Origin of the sequence: Dactylosporangium sp. NPDC048998 (genome assembly GCF_043197855.1) — a bacterium.
Classification (GTDB): Bacteria; Actinomycetota; Actinomycetes; order Mycobacteriales; family Micromonosporaceae; genus Dactylosporangium.
In genome coordinates, this window is record NZ_JBICTV010000035.1 from 59,793 (window position 1) to 76,127 (window position 16,335).

Genomic DNA, 16,335 nt, shown 5'->3' on the forward strand with positions numbered 1-16,335 from the left:
CGGCTGTTACGAGTCGCCGCCGGTCTCGCCGACCGGGGCGGCGTTGACGTCGTCGATCGCGTACTTCTTGGCCGCGTCCGCCGGGGCCGAGGCCGGTACCTCGCCGCGGCGGGCGAGCTGGCGCAGTGCCGCCACCACGATCGACTCGGCGTCGACGTGGAAGTGGCGGCGCAGGGCGTGCCGGGTGTCGGAGAGGCCGAAGCCGTCCGTGCCGAGCGACGTGAAGTCGTTCGGGACCCAGCGGGCGATCAGGTCCGGCACCGCGCGCATGAAGTCGCTGACCGCGACGACCGGTCCCGCCGTGTCCTGCAGGGCGCGGGTGACGTACGGGATCTCGGGCTCGTCCGCCGGGTGCAGCAGGTTGTGCTCCTCGGCGCGAATCGCGTCCCGGCGCAGCTCCGTCCACGACGTCGCCGACCACACGTCGGCGGCGACGCCCCAGTCCTCGGCGAGCAGCTTCTGCGCCTTGAGCGCCCACTGCATGCCCGTGCCGGAGGCGAGGATCTGCGCCTTCGGGCCCTCCTGGACCGGCGCCGGAGAGTACCGGTAGAGGCCCCGCAGCAGCCCGTCGACGTCGAGGCCCTCGGGCTCCGCCGGCTGGAAGATCGGCTCGTTGTACACCGTCAGGTAGTAGATGACGTCCTCGGGGGCGTCGCCGTACATGCGGTTGACGGCGTTCTCGGTGATGTGCGCGATCTCGAACGCGAACGCCGGGTCGTAGGCCACGACGGCCGGGTTGGTCGCCGCGATGAGCAGCGAGTGCCCGTCCTCGTGCTGCAGGCCCTCGCCGTTGAGCGTGGTCCGCCCGGCGGTGGCACCCAGCAGGAAGCCGCGCGACATCTGGTCGGCAGCCGCCCAGATCCCGTCGGCGGTGCGCTGGAAGCCGAACATCGAGTAGAAGATGTACACCGGGATGATCGGCTGGCCGTGCGTCGCGTAGCTGGTCGCGGCGGCGGTGAACGAGGCGACCGAGCCGGCCTCGTTGATGCCCTCGTGCAGGATCTGCCCGGACGTCGACTCGCGGTAGGACAGGAACAGCTCCCGGTCGACCGGGGTGTAGTTCTGCCCGTGCGGCGAGTAGATCTTCGCGGTCGGGAACAGCGAGTCCATGCCGAAGGTGCGGGCCTCGTCGGGGATGACCGGCACCCAGCGCTTGCCCATGCCCTTGTCGCGCATGAGGTCCTTGAGCATGCGCACGAAGGCCATCGTGGTGGCGACCTTCTGCTTGCCCGAGCCGCGCTTGATGTCGCCGTAGACGGAGCTGTCCGGCAGCTGCAGCGGGATGTGCGTGGTGCGCCGCTCGGGCACCGCGCCGCCGAGGGCCCGCCGGCGCTCGCGCATGTACTCCATCTCCTCGGACTGCTCGTCCGGGCGGTAGTACGGCACCGCGTAGGGGTTCTCGCCGATCGCGCTGTCGGGGATGTCGAGGTACAGCCGGTCCCGGAAGTCCTTGACGTCCTGCAGCGTCAGCTTCTTCATCTGGTGGGTGGCGTTGCGGCCCTCGAAGTGGGAGCCCAGCGTCCAGCCCTTGATGGTCTTGGCCAGGATGACCGTCGGCTGCCCGGTGTGCTCGGTGGCCGCCTTGTACGCCGCGTAGAGCTTGCGGTAGTCGTGCCCGCCGCGCTTGAGGTTCCAGATCTCGTCGTCGGTGAGGTGCTCGACCATCTTGCGGGTGCGCGGGTCGCGGCCGAAGAAGTGCTCGCGCACGTAGGCGCCGGACTCGGCCTTGTACGTCTGGTAGTCGCCGTCGGGCGTGACGTTCATGAGGTTGACCAGCGCGCCGTCGGTGTCGGCGGCGAGCAGCGGGTCCCACTCGCGGCCCCAGACGACCTTGATCACGTTCCAGCCGGCGCCGCGGAAGAACGCCTCCAGCTCCTGCATGACCTTGCCGTTGCCGCGGACCGGCCCGTCGAGGCGCTGCAGGTTGCAGTTGATCACGAAGGTGAGGTTGTCGAGCTCCTCGCGGGCCGCGACGCCGATGGCGCCGAGCGACTCGGGCTCGTCCATCTCGCCGTCGCCCAGGAACGCCCATACTCGCTGGTCGCTGGTGTCCTTGAAGCCGCGGTTCTGCAGGTACCGGTTGAACCGGGCCTGGTAGATCGCGTTGATGCCGCCGAGGCCCATCGAGACCGTCGGGAACTCCCAGAAGTTCGGCATGAGCCGCGGGTGCGGGTAGCTGGGCAGGCCGCCGCCGGGGCCGCGGTGCGACAGCTCCTGGCGGAACCCGTCGAGCTGCTGCTCGCTGAGCCGGCCCTCGAGGAACGCGCGCGCGTACATGCCCGGGGAGGCGTGACCCTGGAAGAACACCTGGTCGCCGCCGCCGGGGTGATCCTTGCCCCGGAAGAAGTGGTTGAAGCCGACCTCGTAGAGGCTCGCGGCGCTGGCGAAGGTCGAGATGTGGCCGCCGACGCCGACGTCGGGGCGCTGCGCGCGCTGCACGAGCATGGCGGCGTTCCACCGGATGTACGCACGGATGCGCCGCTCGATGTGCTCATTGCCGGGGAACCACGGCTCCCGCTCCGGCGCGATGGTGTTGATGTAGTCGGTGGTCGTGAGCGGCGGGACGCCTACCTGTCGCTCCCGCGCGCGCTCCAGCAGGCGCAGCATCACGTACCGGGCGCGCTTCGTGCCGCGCTCGTCGATCACGCCGTCCAGTGACTGGACCCACTCGGTGGTCTCCTCGGGGTCGATGTCGGGCAGCTGGCTCGGTAGGCCGTCGCTGATCACCGGGCGCTTGCGTTCGGTGGACACAGGCGTTCCTTCTAGGTTGCTAGCGACCGGCGGGGTGCTCGGCGGGAGGCGTCGTGCGCTGCGACCGGTCTGGGTGGCCTCGGGGTGTGGCTCGATGGTTCATGGCCGTTTTGAGCCCATGTCCCATCCTGCCTGGCTTCGGTGCCGTCCGTCACGTCTACGGGACGCCAAGTGCGACGCTCGACACGATACCGGCCGGTAACTTCTGTGGCGTTTCGCTATTGACGGGACGGCGACTCTACGAGTATTCCAGGCTCCGCGGTCGGATACGGTGCGGCCCGTGTCCGACAACTCGTCCTGGTGGCTGCTGGTGCCCTGCGGCATCGTCACGATCGCGTCGACGGTGGCGATCGTGTCCGTCGTGCGGCTGATGCGCAGGGCCACGCGCCCCGTCCTGCGATCTTTCAACGGCGAAGACGCGCACCGGCAGACCGTCCGGCACCCTGGGAGCCCGTTGGACGCCAACTGGACACCGGACAATCCACCGTACAACGCCGCGGATCCGGGCGCCCATCATTCGAGCCACTCGTCGCACGGATCGTCGTCGCACGGCCACGACCATTGGCAGAGCCACGGGCACACCATCCACCACGACTCCGGTTCCTCGTGGAGCGACTCCGGATCGTCGTCGTGGAGCGACTCCGGGTCGTCCGGGGGCGATTCCGGCTCCTCCCACCATCACCACTCGGACTGAGGCTGCGAGACTGTGCCGATGCGCACCGAGGTGATCACGGTCCGGACCGGCTCCCGGCCGGTCGTTCGGGACATCACGGAGGAGGCGGCCCGGTTCGTCGCCGGGCAGGGCGACGGCCTGCTGCATGTCTTCGTCCCGCACGCCACCGCCGGCGTCGCGCTCATCGAGACCGGCGCCGGCAGCGACGACGACCTGCTGCGCGCCCTCGACGACGTGCTGCCGGCCGACGACCGCTGGGCCCACCGGCACGGCTCCCCCGGCCACGGCCGCGACCACGTGCTGCCGGCGTTCGTCGCCCCGTACGCCACCCTGCCGGTCGTCGGCGGCCGGATCGCCCTGGGCACCTGGCAGTCGGTCTGCCTCGTCGACCCCAACGGCGACAACGCCACACGGCAGGTCCGTTTCAGCTTTCTCCCTGCATGAATGCTGTTCGCCATCTCTACCGACATTGGATGCCGAGTGCACCGTGTGTCGGCGCGCCCGGGGACGGGCTCCGCGTGAGGATTGAGTCGTGATCGAGCGCCGTGTCGCCGTCGTGTTCCTCGTCGACCCCGAGGGACGGATCCTCATGCAGCATCGCGACCAGCACGCGAAGGTTTCACCGAACCAGTGGGCGATGCCGGGCGGCAAGATCGAGGACGGCGAGTCGCCGCAGGAGGCGGCCCGCCGCGAGGTCCGCGAGGAGACCGGGCTCGAGGCGGAGCCCATCCTGCCGTACACCGTGCGCACCCGGCCATCGGTGACCACCGCCGACGGCGAGGTCGAGATGTACGTCTTCTACGGCCCCACCGAGGCCGCCCAGGCCGACGTGGTGCTCGGCGAGGGCCAGGCCATGGTGTTCCTCACACCCGCCGAGGCGCTCGGCACGGATCTCGGCGTCACCGCCGCCCTGTTGCTGCCCGAGTTCCTCGCCTCCGAGGCCTACCGTGGGCTCGCGGGCCGCGCGAAGGGGTAGCCGGCAGAGCCGCCGACAAAGCCCGAATCGCCGGGCGCACCAGGCTTGGCTGGCATCCGGTGACCGTTTTCGGCCATGCTGTCGAACGTGACCACCCCTCAGGATCTCGACGAGCGATTCCGCGCCGAGCTCGCGGGGCTCGTCGCCGCAACGGTCAGCCGGGACCTCGACGAGCCCGTCCGCGAGGACACCGCGCTCACCGGCGAGCAGGCCCGCGCGCTCTACGACGCCCAGTCCACGAGCCGCCACCTGGACCTGGCCGCGCGCTGGCTGCGCAGCTTCGACGCCGGGTACTACACCATCGGCTCGTCGGGGCACGAGGGGAACGCCGCGGTCGCGGCGGCGCTGCGCCCGACCGACCCGGCGCTGCTGCACTACCGCTCCGGCGGCTTCTACTGCATGCGCGGCGCCCAGGTGGCCGGCAGCGACCCGATCCGCGACGTGCTGCGCGGTGTGGTCGCCTCGGCGAAGGAGCCGATCGCCGGCGGCCGGCACAAGGTCTTCGGCCACGCCGACCTGCATGTGATCCCGACCACGTCGACCATCGCCTCGCATCTGCCCCGCGCGGTCGGCGTCGCCTACGCCCTCGGCCGCGGCAAGCGGCTCACCCCGCCCGGCGGCGGCCACGGCTGGCCCGCGGACGCCATCGTCGCGTGCTCCTTCGGCGACGCCTCGATCAACCACGCGGCCGCGACCGCGGCGTTCAACACCGCCGGCTGGTGCGACCACATCGGGCTGAAGCTGCCGCTGCTGTTCGTCTGCGAGGACAACGGGCTGGGCATCAGCGTCCGCTCGCCCGAGGGCTGGGTCGCCGCCGCGCTGTCGAGCCGGCCTGGCCTGCGCTACTACGCCGCGGACGGCTGCGACAGCGCCGCCACCTACGACCGGGCCGCGGAGGCGGCGGCGTGGGTCCGGCGGTACCGCCGGCCGGCCGTGCTGCACCTGACCGCCGTCCGGCTGATGGGGCACGCCGGGGCCGACGCGGAGATGGCGTACCGCTCGCCCGTCGAGATCGCCGCCGACCTGGCCCGCGATCCGCTCGTGCGCACCGCGCGGCTGCTGGTCGAGGCTGGCATGGCCACCCCGGCCGAACTCATGACCCGCTACGACGAGATCGGCTGGGAGGTGCGCCGGATCGCCGAGGAGGTGCTCGGCGAGCCGAAGCTCGGCAGCGCCTCCGAGGTCACCGCGCCGCTCGCCCCGCGCCGGCCGGTGCGGGTGTCCCGGGCGGTCGGCGACGCGGCCACGCACCTGGCCGACGACGACCTGGCCGACGACCTGGCCGACGAGCTCGACGACGAGCTGGACGACGACCTCGAGTTCACCCCGGCCACGCCCGCCGGGCCGCCGCTGGCCGCCGGGGAGCCGCTCTGGGCCGCCGAGGCCGGCTCCGCCGCGAAGGTCGCCGGTGCCCCACAGCCCTCCGGTGCCCCACAGGCCGCCAGCGCCCCACAGGCCCCGGGGGCGACACAGACCGAGGTTGAGGCGGCCGGCGAGCCCGACGAGGCCGAGGAGTGGCCCGAGCCCACCGCGCCGGAGCCGGAGCCCTCGGTCCGGCCGGTCTCCGGCACGCCACGCAGCACCGGCAACGGGCACCCGGCCACGCGCGCCGCCGCCTTCAACGGCAGGCTGCCCGAGCGGGCCGGCCCGCTCACCCTCGCCCAGACGATCAACGCCGCGCTGACGGACGCGATGCTGGCGTACCCCCAGATGCTCGTCTTCGGCGAGGACGTCGCGGCGAAGGGCGGGGTCTACGGGGTGACCAAGGGCCTGCGGGACCGCTTCGGCGGCACCCGGGTCTTCGACACCCTCCTCGACGAGACCAGCATCCTGGGCCTCGGGCTCGGCGCCGGCCTGGCCGGGATGCTGCCGGTGCCCGAGATCCAGTACCTCGCCTACCTGCACAACGCCGAGGATCAGCTGCGCGGCGAGGCCGCGACCATGCAGTTCTTCTCGCAGGGCGCCTTCCACAACCCGATGGTGGTGCGCGTCGCCGGCCTGGCCTACCAGCTCGGCTTCGGCGGGCACTTCCACAACGACAACGCCCTGGCCGTGCTGCGCGACATCCCGGGCCTCGTGGTGGCCGCGCCCGCCCGCGCCGAGGACGCCGCGCCCATGCTGCGGACCTGCCTGGCCAGCGCCATCGTGGACGGCAGCGTCTGCGTCTTCCTCGAGCCGATCGCGCTGTACCACACCCGCGACCTGCACACCGAGAACGACAACTGGTGGCTGTCGGACTACGCACCGCCCAGCGAGTGGCCGGCCATCCACGTGCCGATCGGCCGCGCCCGGGCGTACAGCAACGGCCCGAACGACGACCTGACCATCATCACCTTCGGCAACGGGGTGCGGCTCTCCCTGCGCGCCGCCGCCCGGCTGACCGCCGAGGGCATCGCCTGCCGGGTTGTCGACCTGCGCTGGCTGTCGCCCCTGCCGGTCGGGGACATCATCAAGAACGCCTCCGACACCGGCCGGGTGCTCATCGTCGACGAGACCCGCCGCTCCGGGGGCGTCGGCGAGGGGGTGATCGCCGCCCTGGTGGACGCCGGATACGTCGGCGTCGCCCGCCGGGTGGCCGCCGTCGACTCGTTCGTGCCCCTCGGCCCGGCCGCGAATCACGTTCTGGTCTCGGAGGAACAGATCGTCCAGGGCGCGAGATCGCTGCTCGCCCGGTAACTTGGACCGATAGTTTTTCGATCGCATCGGTGCGCCACTTGCGTTGACGGCCCGTACTGTGTGGACTACGCGCTAACAGTGGTTGTTGCGACAGGAGGCAGTGGACAGTGAACGCGACCGCGGGTCAGGCCGAGGTGAAGAGCCTGGCGGACCGGTTCGGAGTCGAACCGGGCATGGTCGTTATGGAGATGGGGTACGACGACGACGTCGACCAGGATCTCCGCGACGTCCTGATCGACCGGTGCGGGGACCTGGTTGACGAGGAGACCGACGAGGTCGTCGACGTGGTGCTGCTCTGGTGGCGCGACGACGACGGCGACCTGGTCGAGACGCTCATCGACGCGCTAGGCCCGCTGGCGGACAACGGCGTGGTGTGGCTGCTGACGCCCAAGGCCGGCCGTCCCGGGCACGTCGAGCCCAGCGAGATCAACGAGTCGGCTCCCACCGCGGGGTTGCAGCAGACCTCCACGGTCAACGCGGGCAAGGACTGGACCGCGGCGCGGCTGGTCGCGCCCCGCGCCGCCCGTTCCCGCCGCTAGGCCTTGCCGGCCGCGCCCCTGACTCAGGCGCGGCCCGCACATATCGTCGGTCGCGCCCAGTGGGCGCGGCCCGCATCTTCCTGGACTTCGTCGGCCCGCGCCCCGCGTGCCGGCCCGCCGCTACGCGGTCGGCCCGGGGCGCGGGCTTCTTCCTGGCCTTCTCCCCGGCCTTCTTTGCGGCCTTCTTTGCGGCCTTCTTTGTGATCGGTGCCGCTACGCGGTCGGCTGGGGCGTGGGCTTCTTCGAGGTGGGGGCGGCCGACGGTGAACCCGACCACCAGTCCGAGCTCGACGAGGTCGGCGTCGGGGGCCGCTTCGTCGCGGTCGGGCCCGGCTGCCAGTCGCCCGGCATGAAGACCCGGACCTGCGAGAAGCTCGCGTCCGCCGTCTGGTCCGTCAGGGTGAACGCCCCCAGGTCGACCTTCCCGCTGCGGATCTGGCCGTCGCTGACCGGCCCGAACCGCTCGCCGTTCACGTAGGCGTTGAGCTGGTCGCCCTCGATCTTGAACGCCACGTACGGGTCGCCGCTGACCTGGATCGCCCAGTCCTTGAGCAGCGAGTCCGGGCCCGGCGCCTTGTTGCCGAGCCGGTACAGCCGCAGGTGCCCGTCCGAGCAGTAACCCAGCGTGTATCCCTTGTCCCCGGTGCGCAGCCACATCCCCGCGCAGCCGGTCGCCGCGTGGACCTTCGCCTCGATGCTGCCGTCGGTCATCGGCACGTCCAGGGGCGACTTCAGCGTGCACCCGGTCAGCGCCGGCGCCGCGTCCGTCGTGACGCGCAGCCGGTCCCTGGTGGCGTCGCACCGGCCGCCCTCGGACTCCGGCTGGGACTTCCAGAGCTGGTCGACCGTGCCGAGGTCCTGGTCCCGCCAGCCGTTGGGCACCCAGCCGGGCTCTTCCTCGCGGTTGTACGCCGGGATGGTCCGCGGCCCGTCGCTGGACTGCGCGTCGCCGGGCGAGTACGAGGAGCCGCCGCCGGCGTTGCTCTGGCCCCGGTCGCGGCTCTGGAACACCACGTATCCGGCCAGGGCCAGCGCCAGCACCAGGATGCCCACCAGCAGCGGCACGGCGACGTTGCGCCGGGGCCGCGCCGGGGGGAGCGCCTCCTCGCGGGGCGGCGGCGCGTACACGGCCGGTTGGGCCGCCGGCGACACGTACACCTGGGGCGGCGGGGCCTGCGGCACCATCTGCGGCTGCGGGACCTGCGGGAACACCTGGGGCGGCGGGGCCTGGGGCTGCGGGACCTGCGGGAACACCTGGGGCTGCGGGACCCGCGGGACCGCCTGGGGCTGCGGGATCGCTCGCGGCGGCGGGCCCGGCTGGACCATGGGGCGCAGCGGCTGGGTGGCCTCCGCGTCGCCGACGCGGGGCGGGCCGCTGACCGGGAACGCGCCCGGCGCCACCGGGCTGACCGGCGCGGCGCTGACGGGGCGCTGGCCGACCGGGGGCGCGCTGACCGGGTAGGCGCCCTGCTGGAATCCGGCCGGGCTGACCGGCACCCCGCTGACCGGCGCGTGCGGGTTTCTGGGCGGCTGGCCCTGCTGCGGATTCTGCGGCGACCCGGGATTCTGCGGCGGCTGCTGGAACGCGTTTGGCGGGTTTTGCATGCCCGGCATTGGCTGAGCTGCTTGAGCCGCCTGCGCCGCTTGGGGCGTCAGGCCCGCTCCCGCGGCCGCCGCTTGGGCGTTTTGTGGCGGTTGCCCGGTCTGCGGGGTGATTGCGGCTGCCGGAATTGCGGAGTTTTGCGGCATTTGTGCCGACTGGCCGACGTTGACCCAGGCGCGCAGGCTGCCCTCGGCGACGACCAGCTCCGGCTGCTCGATGATGGTCGGGGCGAGGCCGAGCTCGCGCTGCAGGAGGGTGGCCACGAGCGGCACCCGGCTGGAGCCCCCGACCAGGAACAGCCCCGCGAGACGGTCCTTGTCCACGCCCGCCCAGCGCATGACCGCCGAGGTCGTGCGCACCGTCTGCTCCAGCAGCGGCCGCGCCTTGTCCTCGAACTGCTCCCGGGTCACGCTGACGTCGGCGGCCGCGATCGGCACGTGCAGGGCGGCCGCCGGCGTGCGCGAGAGCATCTCCTTGGCGATGCGCGCGTCGTCCCACAGCATGCGGCGGTGCCGCCGGTCCTCGGTGCTCTGCGGGCCGTCCAGGCGCGCCCACACCGCCGGGTCGGTGATCTGGCCGCGGGCGTGCTCGACGATCAGCTCGTCGAGGTCGAGGCCGCCGAGGTCGTCGATGCCGTCGACCGCGCGCACGTCAAACCCGTCGCCCGACCGGCTGACGAGGCTCGCGTCGAAGGTGCCGCCGCCGAAGTCGTACACCAGGAGGCCCTGGTCGCCGGTGAGCGGCTTTTGCAGTACACCCGCGAAATAATGCGCGGCGGCGACCGGCTCGGGCATGAGCGCGGGCTGGGGCAGCCCCGCGAGCTTGGCCCCCTCGATCAGCGCGAGCCGCCGGGACACGCCCCAGGCGGCCGGGTGGGTCAGGGTCAGCTCGGCCACCGGCCCGCCCGCGACCCGGGTCGCCTCCTGCGCGACGTGCGACAGGACGGCCCCGATGAGCGCCGGTACGGTGACCTCGCGGTCGCCGAGCAGCACGGTACCGTCGTCGATGCGCCGCTTGGGGCTACCCTCGAAGCGGGCCGGATCCACCCGGGCGGCGTGCACGGCGTCGCGCCCGACGAGCAGCGCCCCGTCGGTCTGCGCGAAGACGGCGGACGGGAGCAGCGGCGAGCCGTCGAACAGCAACGGCCGGACCCTCCCGTCCGGCCACGCGAGAAGCGCGACGGTGTGGGAGGTCCCGAAATCGATGCCGAGCCGCGGCCCTGCTGCCATGCGGGCGAGTGTAGGCCCCCGGTACGACAGGTGGCATATTCGAGGTATGACAATGGATGTCGGAGATCCGGCACCGGACTTCGTGCTGCGCAACCAGAACAACCAGGAGGTCTCGCTGGCCGATTTCCGCGGCCACAAGGCCGTCCTCCTGGTCTTCTACCCGCTCGCGTTCACCGGCACCTGCCAGGGTGAACTGGGCGGCGTCCAGCACCACCTCACCGACTTCCAGAACGACGCGGTGCAGGTCCTGACGGTGAGCGTAGATTCCCCGTACGCGCACAAAATCTGGGCAGAGCGGGAGGGGTACACGTTTCCGCTTTTGTCGGATTTCTGGCCACACGGCGCCGTAGCGTCGGCGTACGGCGTCCTGAACGAGGCGAAGGGCTACGCCAACCGCGGCACGTTCCTGATCGACGCAACGGGCGTCATCCGCTTCGCCGAGCTGGTCCCGGCGAGCCAGCCGAGAGACCAGTCCGCCTGGCGCGAGGCGATCGCCGCCCTGTAATCCCGGACACCGACGCCCAGGCCACGGTACGGTCATACACCGGCACGTCGCGCCCGGCTGGGTCGGGTGGACGGGTTTGGGTAACATCTGGGTACCCGTCCTCGGCAGAGGACAGGGGCGCGTAGCTCAGCGGAAGAGCACCCGCCTTACAAGCGGGGGGTCGTTGGTTCGAACCCAACCGTGCCCACAGGTTATCGATCTGGTTTTCACCCAGCTCACGGCCGGTTTTCCGGCTCCGATCGTTCGGGTCCGTCTCGCGCCGCCGTGCCTTGGGGCACGCGGGGGGCACGACGCTTCGGCGAAGAAGTCGCAGCCAGTGCTGTCGCCGCCGTCGCGCACGGGACAGCGACGCTGGTCGTTGAACGTTAGGCTCACGCCGTGACCGACGCGCAGGAGCCCACGGCTCCGGATGCCCCGCCTCGCCACGACGCGCAGGAGCCCACAGCTCCGGATGCCCCGCCTCGCCGCTCCACTCGTTGGCTGGGTGCGACTGGTGCGGTGTTCGCCCTGGCCATCGTCCTTGGCGGAACAGATCTGTTGACCGGGGCGTCGTCGGGCTGGCGGGACGTTGTCCTCGTTGCCCTGATCATGGCGTTTCTGTCATTCGCGTCGCTCGGCGCCGGAATCGTCCCCCTCAGCTTCAATCCGCTGGCGATTGCGGGAATCGGTGTCGTCACGCTGGGCATCGCGCTTGTCGTCTCATGGTCGGCACCGGCGGTACCGAGGGATCGCCTTCCCGGTCTTGTACAGGTCAAGGCCAGCCACGAATTGATATGCGGCGACATCACGTCCATGGATCACGACTTCGTCGCAATAACTCAGTGGGTACGCGAGGAGCCAACATCTGGGCGAGCGCTCGGCAGCGACGGCAGGCCAAAGGTGACCTACGTACAGAGACTCGTGCCGGTCGCTTCAATCGAATCCATCGCGCACGTGGACAGCTGTTGACGCCCTCTCGCACGGACGGCAAGTACCTCAGGGGCGCCCATAGGACGCCCCTGACCTGGAGCAACGCGAACGGCTACCGCTGGCTGATCTGATAGAGGTTCTTAGGCTTCGTCACCTCGACCCTGAAGTCGGTCCCTCCCAACGCCGCCGCGCCGGCCGATGCCGGCGCTTGCGCCGCCAGCAGGCCGAGCGCGAGCGGCGTAGTGCAGAGGTACGCCCCCACTTCCCCGGTCCGTAGCGGAGTCTCCCCGTATGCCGTCGGCCACCCCACGGGGGAGCTGGGCGGCGCCGCCCGGGCCAGGCTCGCCGAAGGCGACCGCGAAGCGGCTCGGCCTGGCGCGGGCGGTGCCGGTCTGCTGGGCTCGGCCTGGCCGGCGGCGTACGGGAGCGGAGTGACCTCCCCGGAGCCTGAGGTCCCGCCGGAGGCAAAGAGCGTGACTAGACGCGGAGGGCGAGGCTGCGGGAGCTACGTCCTGGACCACGACGGACATCGCGGTAGCTCAAGAAGCACGAACGACCTGGTCAGACACCGAGTGTCACGCACACTGCGCCGCGCGCAGCGCGGCGCCTTGATTCACTACAGCGAAATTCGGCAATGCACAACATCAGCGTCAGTCCGATCCCGGATCTTCCGACTACGGCAGACCCTTAGGAAGGGCCAGAAAGGGCTCCTGGCAGGATTCGCATCCGCGCCTCCCGCCTCCGGAGGGCGGCCAGCTTCACAGCGCTGCAATGCTGTGAGCAGCGCATACGTACAAAGCTGGGTCGGCTAGACATAAAGTTCGGCGCCTATTCGGCGTAGCGCCGAAGCTGGGCCTGATCCTCTCGATGGAACTACCCGCCGGATAGATCGTCGGGCCCATACGAGCTCCCACTGTTGCGGTTCAGTCGGACTCGACAGCGTCGATTGCGGTACTCCGCTGCTGTACGTCTGTCGCGACAGCTCGGCCCGCTTGCCTGATCCGACCGACGGCATGCGGATGGTTGCATGTCGCGAATGCCTGACGGAGCATACGGCTTCACGAAGACGGGGAGGTTGACGTGGGGATTTTGAACGCGATTCTTCGGCGCTCACAGCACAACAGGGTGCCCGACCATCACGCCCAGCAGCCTGGCTTCCCACTTCCTCCAACGTCCGGGAACCAGCCGCCAAATGGGTTCGCTGTCATCGACGTTGAGACGACCGGCCTGGTCACGTTTCGAGACCGCGTGGTGGAGATAGCGGTGATTGCTACCGATCCCTGGGGGCGAACGGTAGACGAATGGACGACCCTGGTAAACCCGGGCGGCCCAGTCGGTGCCACCAAAATCCACGGCATCAGTGCTGCCAACGTCAGGCGCGCGCCTCGCTTCGCGGACCTCATTGGTGAGTTGAATGCACGTCTTGCTGGCCGTGCTCTGGTCGCGCACAACGCACGCTTTGACCTCGGTTTCCTGCAGACCGAGTATGAGCGGGCGGGATGGGCTATGCCTGCATGCCCGCACTTGTGCACGTTGGAGGCCAGCTTGACCTACCTCCCGGCGCTGGACCGCCGGCGCCTGTCTGACTGCTGCTGGGCCTCTGGCATTCGCCTCGAAAATGCCCACTCGGCGCTCGGCGACGCACGCGCTACTGCCACGCTTCTGATGTCGTATCTCGACCCGAACTTTGGTCGCCCTCCGCGGCCTGACCACCTGCACCTACCTTCCCACGCTGCGCGAGTTGCGTGGCCTGCGATTCCGCATAGCCCCGTTGACGTTGCGCTGCGCGAGACGACTGGCCTGACCCCTACTCCTGCCCAGGCAGGCACGCTCTCTGCACTGCTCGATGACCTTCCCCTGTCCGCCGCTGTCGAAGAAGGTGCGCCGGCCAACGCGACCGCCTACCTCGAGTTGCTCGCTGAGGTGCTAGAAGACGGCGTCCTCACCGACGACGAGGCAGCGTCCCTTGCTGATCTTGCGAAAACCTACTCGCTCGCCCGCGACCAGGTCGATGCCGCACACCGCGGTTTCATGCTTGCGCTCGCGCACAAGGCCATCGAGGACGGCAAGGTCACGCGGGACGAACGTGAGGAGTTACTTGCTACCGCAGCCGCCCTCGGGTTTGCCGACGGGATCGTCAAGGCGGTCCTCGACGAGGCGCGCGCCGCACTGGCCGAGCAGCGAGGCAAGGACTGCAAGCCCCTCCCGGACCCCTGGTCGCACGGTGAGCCCCTACGCATCGGCGATGGCGTCGCCTTCACCGGATGCGACGAGCTCATCCGCGCACGCCTTGAAGGTCGCGCCCAAGCCGCTGGTCTACGCGTGACCGGAAGCGTGTCCAGCAAGACCGCGGTCCTCGTCACCGACGGAGCCGACCCGTACACGACAAAGGCTGAGGCGGCACGCCAGTTCAACACCCGTATCGTCACGCCGGACATCTTTGCGGAACTGGTCTACTACATCCAGCCTGTGAAGGCCGGGACGAGCAAGGGCACCACCACAGCAAGCATCCCTGCAGCGTCTCAGCCAGCACGCACACCGACCGCAGCCAGCGCGATTGCCCCAGCACTCCCGGCGACCGGCTCGGCCATCCGCACGTGGGCCCGCACCCAAGGGCTGCCGGTCGGAGTCCGTGGCCGCCTACCCGCCGACATCGTGGCCGCGTACGCGACTGCCCACGGCCTGGCCGCCGCCACCATTGACGACCAGCGGCTTACCACGAGTCCGTGAGTTGCGCGGGTGCCCATCCGTCTCCGGCCGGGCCAGGTCCTCGATCAGCGCCGGCGATGCCGTGAAACTCGACCTCGCCTCCGCGACGGTCTACTGCACCAGGACGACGGACTAAACGGCAGCCCATCTCGATGAAACCCGCTCGTCGGGTCGGGCGTGTCATTCCCAGGTAGGTCGGGAAGCGCCGATCCCGCTCGGGAGGAACGATCACGTGATCACGTTGCGCGACTGGGGCGAACCCAGGGTGTTGAACGACGTGGGGCCGCCACGGCACACCGACTTCGAGAGTTTCTACGCCGCGTCGCTCCGTCCGTTGACGGTGCAGCTGTACGCGTACACGGGCGATCTCGGCACCGCGCAGGAGGTCGTCCAGGAGGCGTACTGCCGGGCCCTCAGCCGCTGGCGGCAGGTCGCGGAGCTCGACGATCCCGCCGGGTGGGTGCGCCGCGTCGCGCAGAACCTGGCCACCAGCCGGTGGCGCAAAGCCCGGACGGCCATGGCATTCGTGCGCAAGCACCGCGAGGAGTACTCCCCCGAGCCGAGCCCGGACCGGGTGGCGCTGGCCAAGGCGATCGCGACGCTACCGGTCAAGCAGCGCCGGGTCGTCGTCATGTTCTACCTCGCCGACCTGTCTGTGCGGGAGATCGCGCGGCAGGAGGGCGTTGCTGAAGGAACCGTCAAGACGAGACTGCGCCGCGGACGTGCGGCGCTGGCCACCAAGCTCGGCGACAAGGAGGAGTGCCGTGACTGACGACATGTCCGATCCGCTGGCCGGCGCCTTCGCCGGCTTCGACGACGACGTGGCGCACCTGATCAAGCCGGGCGACACCGAGGTCATCCACCGGACGGTCCGCAACCGCCGGCGGGTCCGCTCGTCCGCGCTCGCCACGCTGCTCGCGCTCGTCGTCGCCGCGCCACTGGCCTATCTGAACCTCGACGGAGAGGCCGAGCCGCCCGCCGGACCCGCGAGGACGCCAACGAGCACGACCACCACCTCGCCCGACGGGCCCGAACCGGGCCGGCTCGGGATGCCGGAGCTCAACGAGGCCACCATCCAGATCCCGGCCTGGGCGCCCGACGCGGTCGTCGCCGACTGCCCGAGCGGCCCGCTGCGCTTCAGCCGCGGCGTGCATCAGGTCGACGCCGCGAAGGCCGTCCGGCTCGAGCAGGTCGTCTTCGTCGATATCGACCAGGACGGCGACAAGGAGACCATCGCCCGGTTCTCCTGCGGCACGACGCAGGCGGTCACCGGGCAGGTGCTCGCGCTGCAGCGCGACCCGGCCGGCGGCGTCCGCACCTTCGGCCAGGTGTTCCGGCAGACCGGTGAGGCGAAGGCCATCTGCGACATCCAGCCAGGCGACGGCAAGTACACGGTGAACGTCAAAGTCGTCAGCAGGCCGCTGCCGCGCGACTGCGAGACGACCGGCGCCGGGATCTTCGCGACCACGTGGGGCTCGTTCAACTACGACTGGCGCGAGCACACCTTCGTCAAGATCGGCGAGCCGTTCTCGTTCTCGATCCTCTCCGCGACTCCTTAAGCGTCGATCTTCGACATGGACAGTTCCACGCCGATGGCCGGGCGGTCGACGGTGCCGGCCGGATCGCTGGTCACCGTGATGCAGAGGTCTGCCGCGGTCAGTTGGGCGAATCGGCGCACCGGCCGGCATGACTCGGGTCCGTCCCACCGTCCATCCCACGCTTTGGCCTCTTGCAGATGCCGCCGCAGGCGCTCGGTGAGGACGGT

General features: G+C 70.6%; 13 protein-coding genes and 1 tRNA gene. 11 read left to right on the plus strand and 3 right to left on the minus strand.

Annotation, left to right across the window (positions count from 1 at the left end; genetic code table 11):
- Positions 1-6: 6 nt before the first annotated feature.
- Positions 7-2,751, minus strand: coding sequence for a pyruvate dehydrogenase (acetyl-transferring), homodimeric type (aceE, locus tag ACGFI8_RS40965; protein ID WP_392812985.1), 2,745 nt, complete (start codon positions 2,749-2,751; stop codon positions 7-9).
- 280 nt (positions 2,752-3,031) lie between these two features.
- On the opposite strand from aceE, the gene ACGFI8_RS40970 reads away from it, so the two are divergent.
- The 5 genes from ACGFI8_RS40970 (at position 3,032) to ACGFI8_RS40990 (ending at position 7,615) form a co-directional block, all read left to right on the plus strand.
- Complete coding sequence (locus ACGFI8_RS40970; protein ID WP_392812987.1) at positions 3,032-3,445, plus strand: hypothetical protein; 414 nt, start codon at positions 3,032-3,034, stop codon at positions 3,443-3,445.
- 18 nt (positions 3,446-3,463) lie between these two features.
- Positions 3,464-3,868, plus strand: a complete 405-nt coding sequence (locus ACGFI8_RS40975; RefSeq protein WP_392812989.1) for a YjbQ family protein — start codon at positions 3,464-3,466, stop codon at positions 3,866-3,868.
- Between the two features lie 88 nt (positions 3,869-3,956).
- Positions 3,957-4,400: an NUDIX domain-containing protein gene (locus tag ACGFI8_RS40980; RefSeq protein ID WP_392812991.1), complete on the plus strand. Its 444-nt coding sequence runs from the start codon at positions 3,957-3,959 to the stop codon at positions 4,398-4,400.
- 75 nt (positions 4,401-4,475) lie between these two features.
- Entirely contained in the window at positions 4,476-7,076 is a 2,601-nt protein-coding gene (locus ACGFI8_RS40985) for a thiamine pyrophosphate-dependent enzyme (protein WP_392812993.1), read from the plus strand.
- 107 nt (positions 7,077-7,183) lie between these two features.
- Positions 7,184-7,615: a DUF3052 domain-containing protein gene (locus ACGFI8_RS40990; protein WP_345128772.1), complete on the plus strand. Its 432-nt coding sequence runs from the start codon at positions 7,184-7,186 to the stop codon at positions 7,613-7,615.
- A gap of 213 nt (positions 7,616-7,828) precedes the next feature.
- On the opposite strand, the gene ACGFI8_RS40995 is transcribed toward ACGFI8_RS40990, so the two are convergent.
- Positions 7,829-10,447, minus strand: coding sequence for an Hsp70 family protein (locus ACGFI8_RS40995; protein WP_392812995.1), 2,619 nt, complete (start codon positions 10,445-10,447; stop codon positions 7,829-7,831).
- Between the two features lie 46 nt (positions 10,448-10,493).
- Between ACGFI8_RS40995 and ACGFI8_RS41000 the strand changes: the two genes are divergently transcribed.
- The 6 genes from ACGFI8_RS41000 (at position 10,494) to ACGFI8_RS41025 (ending at position 16,129) form a co-directional block, all read left to right on the plus strand.
- Positions 10,494-10,952 carry a peroxiredoxin gene (locus ACGFI8_RS41000; protein WP_392812997.1) on the plus strand — a complete coding sequence of 153 codons (459 nt, stop codon included), beginning with the start codon at positions 10,494-10,496 and terminating at the stop codon, positions 10,950-10,952.
- Positions 10,953-11,067: 115 nt separating this feature from the next.
- Positions 11,068-11,139, plus strand: a tRNA-Val gene (locus ACGFI8_RS41005).
- A gap of 191 nt (positions 11,140-11,330) precedes the next feature.
- Positions 11,331-11,900: a hypothetical protein gene (locus ACGFI8_RS41010; protein ID WP_392812999.1), complete on the plus strand. Its 570-nt coding sequence runs from the start codon at positions 11,331-11,333 to the stop codon at positions 11,898-11,900.
- Positions 11,901-12,941: 1,041 nt separating this feature from the next.
- Positions 12,942-14,591 carry an exonuclease domain-containing protein gene (locus tag ACGFI8_RS41015; RefSeq protein WP_392813001.1) on the plus strand — a complete coding sequence of 550 codons (1,650 nt, stop codon included), beginning with the start codon at positions 12,942-12,944 and terminating at the stop codon, positions 14,589-14,591.
- 220 nt (positions 14,592-14,811) lie between these two features.
- Complete coding sequence (locus tag ACGFI8_RS41020; RefSeq protein WP_392813017.1) at positions 14,812-15,342, plus strand: SigE family RNA polymerase sigma factor; 531 nt, start codon at positions 14,812-14,814, stop codon at positions 15,340-15,342.
- A complete protein-coding gene (locus ACGFI8_RS41025) occupies positions 15,335-16,129 on the plus strand; it encodes a hypothetical protein (RefSeq protein ID WP_392813003.1) in 795 nt (264 codons plus the stop codon). Before ACGFI8_RS41020 ends, ACGFI8_RS41025 begins: the two co-directional genes overlap by 8 nt.
- Here ACGFI8_RS41025 and ACGFI8_RS41030 read toward each other — a convergent pair.
- Positions 16,126-16,335 (minus strand): hypothetical protein (locus tag ACGFI8_RS41030; RefSeq protein ID WP_392813005.1); only part of this gene is annotated, 210 nt, incomplete at its 5' end. The two genes, ACGFI8_RS41025 and ACGFI8_RS41030, sit on opposite strands and share 4 nt — an antisense overlap.

What these genes read in the sequence shown, in the direction of transcription:
- ACGFI8_RS41000 (WP_392812997.1), top strand. Translation starts at nt 10,494, where the DNA reads ATGACAATGGATGTCGGAGATCCGGCACCGGACTTCGTGCTGCGCAAC.
- ACGFI8_RS40985 (WP_392812993.1), top strand. Translation starts at nt 4,476, where the DNA reads ATGCTGTCGAACGTGACCACCCCTCAGGATCTCGACGAGCGATTCCGC.
- ACGFI8_RS40975 (WP_392812989.1), top strand. Translation starts at nt 3,464, where the DNA reads ATGCGCACCGAGGTGATCACGGTCCGGACCGGCTCCCGGCCGGTCGTT.
- ACGFI8_RS40995 (WP_392812995.1), bottom strand. Translation starts at nt 10,447, where the DNA reads ATGGCAGCAGGGCCGCGGCTCGGCATCGATTTCGGGACCTCCCACACC.